This window comes from Cupriavidus sp. SHE, assembly GCF_000812445.1.
In the GTDB taxonomy this organism is placed as follows: Bacteria; Pseudomonadota; Gammaproteobacteria; order Burkholderiales; family Burkholderiaceae; genus Cupriavidus; species Cupriavidus metallidurans.
This window is the reverse complement of the sequence record NZ_JWMB01000077.1, coordinates 1-8345: the sequence shown is the minus strand read 5'-3', so window position 1 is coordinate 8345 and position 8345 is coordinate 1. Positions and strand designations below refer to the sequence as shown.

7 protein-coding genes and 1 pseudogene are annotated in these 8345 nt (G+C 63.4%); 3 read left to right on the top strand and 5 right to left on the bottom strand.

Annotated features, from left to right (window positions below):
- Positions 1-672: Hsp70 family protein (locus tag RN01_RS30110; RefSeq protein WP_039016819.1), on the top strand; the 672-nt coding region annotated here is incomplete at its 5' end.
- 24 nt (positions 673-696) lie between these two features.
- Here the strand turns inward: RN01_RS30110 and RN01_RS30105 are convergent.
- The 4 genes from RN01_RS30105 to RN01_RS30090 all read right to left on the bottom strand — a co-directional run bounded on the left by RN01_RS30105 (position 697) and on the right by RN01_RS30090 (position 5689).
- Positions 697-1884, bottom strand: a complete 1188-nt coding sequence (locus RN01_RS30105) for a GGDEF domain-containing protein (protein WP_017513719.1) — start codon at positions 1882-1884, stop codon at positions 697-699.
- A 48-nt stretch (positions 1885-1932) separates the two neighbouring features.
- Complete coding sequence (locus RN01_RS30100; protein WP_017513720.1) at positions 1933-2466, bottom strand: cysteine hydrolase family protein; 534 nt, start codon at positions 2464-2466, stop codon at positions 1933-1935.
- Positions 2467-2629: 163 nt separating this feature from the next.
- Entirely contained in the window at positions 2630-5149 is a 2520-nt protein-coding gene (locus RN01_RS30095; RefSeq protein WP_017513721.1) for an EAL domain-containing protein, read from the bottom strand.
- Between the two features lie 174 nt (positions 5150-5323).
- Positions 5324-5689, bottom strand: a complete 366-nt coding sequence (locus RN01_RS30090) for a hypothetical protein (RefSeq protein WP_017513722.1) — start codon at positions 5687-5689, stop codon at positions 5324-5326.
- A 72-nt stretch (positions 5690-5761) separates the two neighbouring features.
- On the opposite strand from RN01_RS30090, the gene RN01_RS30085 reads away from it, so the two are divergent.
- Positions 5762-6103 carry a DHCW motif cupin fold protein gene (locus RN01_RS30085; RefSeq protein WP_017513789.1) on the top strand — a complete coding sequence of 114 codons (342 nt, stop codon included), beginning with the start codon at positions 5762-5764 and terminating at the stop codon, positions 6101-6103.
- 49 nt (positions 6104-6152) lie between these two features.
- Here the strand turns inward: RN01_RS30085 and pstS are convergent, their stop codons facing one another.
- Positions 6153-7220: a phosphate ABC transporter substrate-binding protein PstS gene (pstS, locus tag RN01_RS30080; protein WP_017513788.1), complete on the bottom strand. Its 1068-nt coding sequence runs from the start codon at positions 7218-7220 to the stop codon at positions 6153-6155.
- Between the two features lie 331 nt (positions 7221-7551).
- Here pstS and RN01_RS30075 point away from each other — a divergent pair.
- Positions 7552-8345: pseudogene (locus RN01_RS30075) on the top strand (SAM-dependent methyltransferase); the annotation flags it as partial.

Below are 8345 nucleotides of genomic sequence, written 5' to 3'. Positions count from 1 at the left end.
CTCCCCCGGGGCCCCCCCCGCCACATCGACCGCCGCGACGACATCCTCGCCAATGGCGGCGTGCATATCGGCGGGACCGATTTCGACCGCGCCCTGAGCCTCGCCAGTGTGATGCCGATGCTGGGACTGGGCAGTCAGCTTCGCAACGGCAAGGCCATGCCTTCGGGCCAGTACTTCGACCTGGCGAGCTGGCACACCATCAACCTGGTTTACACACGCAAGGCCTGGTCAATCGTGATGGACAACTATCGCGATGCCGCCGATACCGCGAAGCTTGATCGCCTGATCCGGCTGATCCGCGAGCGCGCGGGCCACTGGCTGGCAATCCAGGTGGAAGCCGCCAAGATCGCGCTGTCCGCGGAAGCGCAGACCGTGGTCGACTTGGCCCGTATCGCGCCCGACACCACGCTCGCCATCACCCGCGAGACCTTCGACGAGTCCATCGCCAAACTGGTCGACAAGACCGCCACGACGGTGCACGGCATGCTCAATACGGCTGGCGTCAAGGCCGAGGCCGTCGACACGATCCTGTTCACGGGGGGCTCCAGCAGCGTGCCGCTGCTACGCGAGCAACTCGCGCAATTGCTGCCGGGCGCGCGCCGCGTGGAAGGCGACCTGTTCGGCGGTATCGGTTCGGGACTCGCGCTGGACGCGCTGCGCAAGTTCGGCTGAGCGCGCCGCCGCCGCGCACCGGTATCAGGGCAGCCGTTCGCTGCCCACTTCCTGCATCGGCGTCTGTTCGTGCGCGTGGTGCACGCGATTGCGACCGCTGCGCTTTGCGGTATAGAGCAGCCCGTCGGCACGTGACATCAGCGCATCGAGCGATTCCAGCGGTTGCCACACCGCCACACCAAAGCTGGCCGTCACACGCGGGCTATCCGGCAGCGTCTCGAATCGCGCGCGCTCAAGCGTCGCCCGGATCTCTTCGGCGATATGGATCGCTTCTTCCCCGGTCGTCCGCGGCAATAGCACCGCGAACTCCTCGCCCCCAAGCCGGCCGGCAATCCCCCGCGCGCCCACCACGCGCCTGACGATCCGCGCGAACTCGACGAGTATCGCGTCGCCACTGGCGTGACCGTGGTTGTCGTTGATGAGCTTGAAGAAATCAAGGTCCACCAGGATCAGGCCGGGCACCCCGCCATTGGCCCGCGAAAGCGTCTCGCGCGCGATTTCCTCGAAGCTTCTCCGGTTGTGAAGCCGCGTCAGCGCATCCGTATCCCGCTCGTGCTGGATCCGTTCGATCAGCGCGTGAATCTCGGAGCCCAGCAGCACCAGGCTGAAGAAGACGTTAAAGAGCGTCTGGCCTACCTGGAAATACGTCCAATAGGTCGAAAACGCCCTGCCGCATTCGTCGGCGTTCGGGGGCGCGCTCGTGCTCAGCAGCAACCGCAGGCCGAGGTTCACCGTAAAGGCGACGAACACCCAGTAGATCGCCCTATCCGCCACGCTGCCCCGCCGCAAGCCGCCAAGCTGAGCCAGGGCAATGCCGAAGATCAGCGCGGCGCCAATGTTGTGTACGTATATCCGCGCCGTCAGGTCAGGCACCGCGAAATGGAAGTAGGCAAGCAGCGAGAACTCGACAATGGCCACCCCCGAACAGGCGGCCAGTGCGACGGTGGATTTGACATGGGCGCGCCACAGCAATCCGCACGCGATCAGCATCGTGCTGCCGATGTAGAACGGCGCGGCGACGAGCGTCGTCCAGACGGCATCGCTCGGCGGAGACAGGACCTGAATGGCCACCGCCACGGCATAGAGCGCAAAGGACACCCCGAACGCCAGCAGATGCTGGCTGCGGAGCTGCCGCCAGACCACGAGGAAGCAGCCAGCGAAGATCAGCGAGACCGCTGGGTTGATCAGGGATAGTTGGTTGCAGAACGACACGGGGGCGCGAGGGCTTCTGTGAGAGCGGCTGACAATGGCTCTGACGAATCAGAACGTGATGTCCGCCGCCGGCACCGCTCGTACGCGCGGGCCGAAACTGCTGATACCCGTCAGCGTGAGGTTGTGATGGTGAATGATCTGCCCTGCAGACAAGGCCGCATTCGAAACAGTGGTGTGACCATCTTCGATCAGCCTCACGGGATAGCCCAGCGCCAGCGCACGCCGCGTGGTGGTATCGACGCAGTATTCCGTATGCATGCCGCAGATGACCAGGTGCGTCACCCCGTGCTCCTTCAGCGTCGCCTCGAGTGTCGTCCCGAAGAAAGAGTCCGGCGTGGTCTTGCGGATGCGCAGGTCGCTATCCAGCACGGTCAGCCCATCCGCGAGCTGCCAGCGCGCGGAGCCATACGGCAGGTAGTCGTCCGCCGATTCATGCTGGATGAATATAACGGGCACGCGCGCGGTGCGTGCCTTGCCGGCAACATCGTTGATGCGGTCAATGATGTCGCGGTGAGCGAGCGGGGCCTCATCGCCTTCGCACAGGCCTTGCTGGACATCGATGACGAGTAGGGCCGCTGTCATGGCAGATAAGTCGGAGACCTTGATCGCTCAATCATGCCATGAAACAACGAATGGGACCGGTGCTGCCCGACCGGTCCCCCACCTTAGTAGGTACCGTCAGTGCGTGCGTCCCCGGCAGATCGACGGGCGATGTGGCGACGTGGCGACGTGGCGGCGCTGCAAGTCAGGCACCCGAGGCGATCAACGGATGCGCGGCATTGCCCAGGGCGGTCAGGGCCTCAGCCGGTCCGGGCCTGGCAAGCAGAAAACCCTGCGCGCGGTCGCAACCGATCTCGCGCAGAAACTGCAGTTGGGCGATGTTCTCCACGCCCTCGGCCACCACGGTCAGGCCAAGCGCCCGCGCCATGGCAACGATCGCGCGAAGAATCGCGCCGTCGCGCTCCCGCTCGATCACAGCGGTCAGGAAGGAGCGATCCACCTTGACGGTATTGACCGGCAGCGTCTGCAGATAGGTAAACGAGGAATAGCCCGTTCCGAAGTCGTCGATGGCCAGACCGACACCGCGGCGCGCCAGTTCGCCGAGCACCAGCTCGGTGACGCCGTTTCCGGTCATGGCCATGCTCTCCACCAGTTCAAGCTGCAGATGCTCCGGCTGCATGCCGGCGTCGCTCAGCACATCGGAGACGTCATGCAGGAAATGCTCGTGGCGGATCTGCCGGGCGGACACGTTGACCGACATGCGACCGAATTCGAAGCCCGACCGGAGCCAGGCCGCGCCCTGCCGGCACGCCTCGCGCAACACCCAGGCGCCAATCGGCACGATCAGGGCTGATTCCTCGGCCACATCGATGAACGCACCGGGCGACAGCAGCCCGCGCGTCGGGTGCTGCCAGCGCAGCAGTGCTTCGACGCTGACGATCCTTCCCGAGCCCAGGTCATAGATCGGTTGATAGTGGAGGCGGAACTCGCGGCGCGTCAGCGCGCGACGCAGCTCGCACTCAAGCGCCATGCTTTCCATCGCGGACGATGTCATCTGCGTGGCGAAGAAGCGGAACGTGTTCTTGCCTTCCTGCTTGGCTTCGTACATGGCGCGGTCAGCCTGCATCAACAGTTGCTGCTGATCCGTGCCGTCGTCCGGATATATGCTGATACCGATGCTCGGCGTCACGAACACGCTGCGCCCAGCCGCATCGATCGGCTGACCAACCACGTCCAGCAGCACCTGCGCGATATGCGCGACATGACGGATGTCCTCGATCTCCTCGACAACGATCGTGAACTCGTCCCCGCCGAGCCGGGCCACCGTGTCGCTCTCGCGCACGGCATGCTTGAGTCGCATGGCAATGACCCTGAGCGCGTCGTCTCCGGTGCCGTGCCCCATCGTATCGTTGATCATCTTGAAGCGATCGAGATCGAGGAACAACACGGCCACCCGTCTGGACGCGCGCCGGGCGCGAATGATGGCCTGCTTGAGCCGCTCGCTGAACAGCGTGCGGTTCGGCAGGTCCGTCAGCGGATCGTGCATGGCCAGATGGTTCAGGCGCTCTTCCGCGATACGGCGATGCGTGATGTCCGAGAAGATCGCCGCGTAATGCGTGCATTCGCCGGCCTGATTGCAGATGCTGGAGACGGACAGATGCTCGAGGTACAGCTCGCCGTTCTTTCGGCGATTCCAGATCTCGCCCTTCCAGTGACCTTGCGCGCGCAACTGGCTCCACATTTCCTGGTAAAAGGATGGTCCCTGGCGTCCCGAACTCAGCATCCGCGGTGTCCGGCCGATGACCTCGTCGAGCGTGTAGCCGGTCAGTTGCGTGAAGGCCGGGTTCACCTGCTCGATCACGCCGTTCAGATCGGTCACCATCACGCCGTCGAGCGTCGATTCGAATACGCGATCGGCCAGCCGCAGATGGTAGTTGGATCGACGCAGTGCCTCGTCGCGCTCGTGTAGCGCCGTGCGCAGTTCATGCACATACTCGTGTTCGATACCGCACAGGATGTCCGACAGGCTCAGCAGACCAGTCAGCTCGCCTTGAGCGTCGAGCACGCCAACGTGGCGCAGACGGTTGTCCGAAAGGAACTTCCGGGCCGAATACAAGCTGTTGGAATGCGCCAGCGAATGCAGGCGACGACTGGCATGATCCGACACGATGCCGCCGAGCGCGTTGGCGGCGGCCAGCCGCACGACGTCGCGCTCCGTCAGGATGCCGTACTCGTCGCCGGGAAAGCGGACAACCACGGCGCTCAGTCCGCCCGAGCGCATGACACGCATGACCGCAGCCAGTTTCTCTTCCGGGTCGACGATGACCGGAGGCGGAACCTTGACCGAGTGAATCGGGCGAAGGCGCAGGAAATACTCGGCGCCCTGGTTCATGACGAGGTCGGTCTGCGACAACATGCCGAGCGGACGCCCACTGTCATCCACCACCAGGCAATGGCGGATGCCCTTGCTCTTGAAGTACAGCGCGGCATCGCCGAGCCTGGTGCGGCAGTCCAGCGCCAGTACGGGATAACTCATCAAATCGGCGATGGGGCGCGACAGCGCATCACCCATCTCGCCGAGCGCCAGCGCGTCCCGCTCGGTCCAGATGCCAACGACCTGCCCCTGGTCCACCACGACGATCGAGCTGCAACTGCGCTGCGCCATCATCGCGACAACTTCGCTGACACTGGTGCGCGGGCCGCACTCCAGGATGGATCTCGATATCAGGTGATCGATCTCAAGATCCAGCGTGTGTTGTGGCATTTTTCTCCCCGAAAACTCTTCTGCCTTGCATGAAAATGCCGGCAGCGTAGCGACGGGAGGGCTGCGAAACCTTGATTAGGGTCAAACTGCCCCGGACCCCGAGCCATGTCCCCCACCAAGGTACGGTAAAGGAACCGGCCATCCGGCCGATGTTCGATCTTGGGGGGACTTTCGTTATGGCTTGTGACGGGTGGCAGCCTGGGCGGCGAACGCCTTCCACTCCCGTAAAACAGCATCCAGGCACGCCGCCGAATCACAGGCGTCCCGCTTCTTGCGGAACGCTGCGATTTCCTGCTCGGTGATGGATCCAGTCTTGAGCTGCCGCTGCTGGTCAGCAAAGATGCGCTGGTAGCCCATCGAGAACAGCGCGGACTCGCAGATCATGCGATGCGCCGGCACCGGCCGGGCAGGCACGACGGACGGATCGCAGTCGATGTCGGTGGCATGCGCGTTGCCGAAAATCAGAAGACCAGTGACGGCCAGGCAGCGGAACGCGCAGCGGATGCGCGCGAAGTGGATGGTGCAAAACGTACGGGTCATAGTCGATACGGGGAAAGCCTGAAAGCCGGCAGGTGTAGAATTCCGGCCTTCAATCGCCCCTGGAAACTTAGCATGAAGATGGACGCCTTTCCCTTCGGCACGACCGACTGGTCGCAGATTGAACGCACCGAGCACAAGGGAGAAACCGGAGCAGCTTACTGGCGCACGCAGTATTTCGGCGACGGCGACCGCCGGGTGCGTGTGCGCATGGTCGAATACTCGCCGGGATACCTGGCGGACCACTGGTGCAAGAAGGGGCATGTCCTGTTCTGCCTGCAGGGCGAACTGGAAACGACGCTCGAAGACGGCCGCCAATTCACGCTGCGACCGGGCATGAGCTATCAGGTCGGCGACGACGCCGAGGCCCATCAGTCCCGTACCACGACGGGTGCCACGTTGTTCATCGTGGATTGAAGCAGCGGGGACGCCCTGCCATCCGGCCCGGGCACCCCATTGCGAGACATTACTGAGCCTTGCCTGCGGGCGATGCCATGCTTTGCAGGCCGATGGCCTTGCCGCTGGCATCCGTCACGCGCGCCAGTTCCCGATACGCGTTCGCCTGCACCTGTCCGGGCAGCGGCACGAACTTCGCTTCGCGGGCGAGCTGGTCGCCGTGGAGATAGCCCCAGGTGACGAACTTCATGGCCTCTAGCGTGCGCTCACCGGCGCGGCTGACGGCCGGCACGACGACGAACGTCCCCATGGTGATCGGCCATGCGTCGGCGCCGGCCTGATTGACCAGGCTGGCCGTGAAATCGCCCTTCCGGTTCCAGTTGCTGTGCACCACCGCATCGCGGAATCCGCCCACCGTGGCGCTGACGAAGTTGCCATCCGCATTGCGCAACTGCACCGGATTCAGACCTTCATCCAGCACGTAGTTGTAGTCAACGTAGCCAATGGCGCCACGGTTGCTCTGGACCGCCTTCACGACCTCGCCACTGCCTTTGGCGCCGGTGTAGCCGGCCGGCCATGAGAACGCGGACTTGGTGCCATATGTCGACTTCCAATCGGCACTCACCTCGCTCAGATAGGCGCTGAAGTGATAGGTGGTGCCCGAACCGTCGGCACGCACCACGGGGTGGATCTTCAGGTTCGGCAGGGCGAGACCCGGATTCACGGCACGGATCTCCGGCGCATCCCAGCTATCGACCTTGCCCAGGAAAATCTTCGCCAGCAAATCGCCGGTCAGCTTCAACTGGCCCTTGGGGACGGAAGGCAGGTTGATCACCGGAACAGCAGCGGTAACGACGGTCGGCACGCAGACCAGCCCGGACTTGCTTGCTTCCTGGGGAGACAGCGGCACATCCGACGCGCCGAAATCGACCTGCCCTTCCCGGATACGACGAATACCTTCGCCCGATCCAACCGCCGCGTAATTGAGCCGGGTGCCAGTGGCCGCGGCATAGCCGGTCGACCAGACGCGATAGACCGGCGCGGCCGCCGTCGAGCCCGCGCCCTGGATATCAGCGGCTACGGCAGTGGACGTGATGAGCGCTGAGCCAAGAATGGCCAACGCAGTGCGCTTGAGCATGATCGTTCATGGAGAGTGGGTAGCCGGCATTGTAGCGGTGCACGTCAATTCAGAGAAATCCCGCAATAGATTGGGAATGGTCCTGCAGCTCTCGTCGAAACTCGATTGTCTAATGGCCGTTCTTACCCAGCGTGGATGCTTGAACAGCACCCGGCCAGAGTCCGCCCACAGGCGAAGATGGGCCGTTCGACAGCATTCGAATCGAATGGTCCGCCGTTTGAATCCCTCCTCCCCAGAATATGAAACCTGCATATTGATCGCCCCACTGGTGCCGTAGCGGAACATATAGCGGCTGTGATTTGAGCTTCCTGGATCCTCCTGGTGCAATACTTTGTATTCCGAAACGCAAATCGACCCCATAGTTAGTTTCCGCAACGCTCAGGGCGAGCAGGTGCGGGGCACGATCATCAATCTCCAGCGTAGATCGCTGGTGATGGAGATCTACAATCCTTACGCCATTGTTCAGATCAGCGAGGTATTGAGCGAACTGAGCGTGCGCATGGGCGCGAAGAATGCGTACCTGGGCAAGGCCGTGGTCATGAGCCTGGTGACCGGCCTGACCGCCATCGTGTCCCTGACGCTGATCGACGAGTGGCGCGAGCTCACCGACGTCAACGACGCGCCCAAGTCCGTGGCACGCGAGGCCGAGTTGTTCGTGCAGGATTGGGACGCACGTTTCAATATCCGGCGCGACTACCAGATTGTGGTCAACGAGATGCGCGCGTACCTCTCGGAAGTCTCCCGATGGGTCGAGCAGGTCGACTTGAGCGAGTCGCTGCCGAAACGGGACGGACGCCTGCGCGAGGACGTGTTCTACGAACTGGCCACCCCGCTGATCGGCAAGGTGAAGGTCTACCTCGATCGGCTCGAGGACGAGGCGCAGCGCGTCGACCCCGATCTGGCGCCGGTCCACCGCACCTATGCGCAGGCCGCCCTGCACCCGCTACTACTGCGGGCGCCGTTCGTCTTTCGCACGTTCACCAAGCCGCTCGGCTATGCCGGCGATTACGAAATGGTGAACCAGATTCTCAGCGATCCGCAGCAGGGGCCCACCACTTACTTCCAGATCGTCAACACGGCGTTCCTGAAGGCGGCCGTGGCCACCGCGCACCGCAACCGGATCGA

What these genes read in the sequence shown, in the direction of transcription:
- RN01_RS30085 (WP_017513789.1), top strand. Translation starts at nt 5,762, where the DNA reads ATGAAGATGGACGCCTTTCCCTTCGGCACGACCGACTGGTCGCAGATT.
- RN01_RS30095 (WP_017513721.1), bottom strand. Translation starts at nt 5,149, where the DNA reads ATGCCACAACACACGCTGGATCTTGAGATCGATCACCTGATATCGAGA.
- RN01_RS30090 (WP_017513722.1), bottom strand. Translation starts at nt 5,689, where the DNA reads ATGACCCGTACGTTTTGCACCATCCACTTCGCGCGCATCCGCTGCGCG.
- pstS (WP_017513788.1), bottom strand. Translation starts at nt 7,220, where the DNA reads ATGCTCAAGCGCACTGCGTTGGCCATTCTTGGCTCAGCGCTCATCACG.
- RN01_RS30100 (WP_017513720.1), bottom strand. Translation starts at nt 2,466, where the DNA reads ATGACAGCGGCCCTACTCGTCATCGATGTCCAGCAAGGCCTGTGCGAA.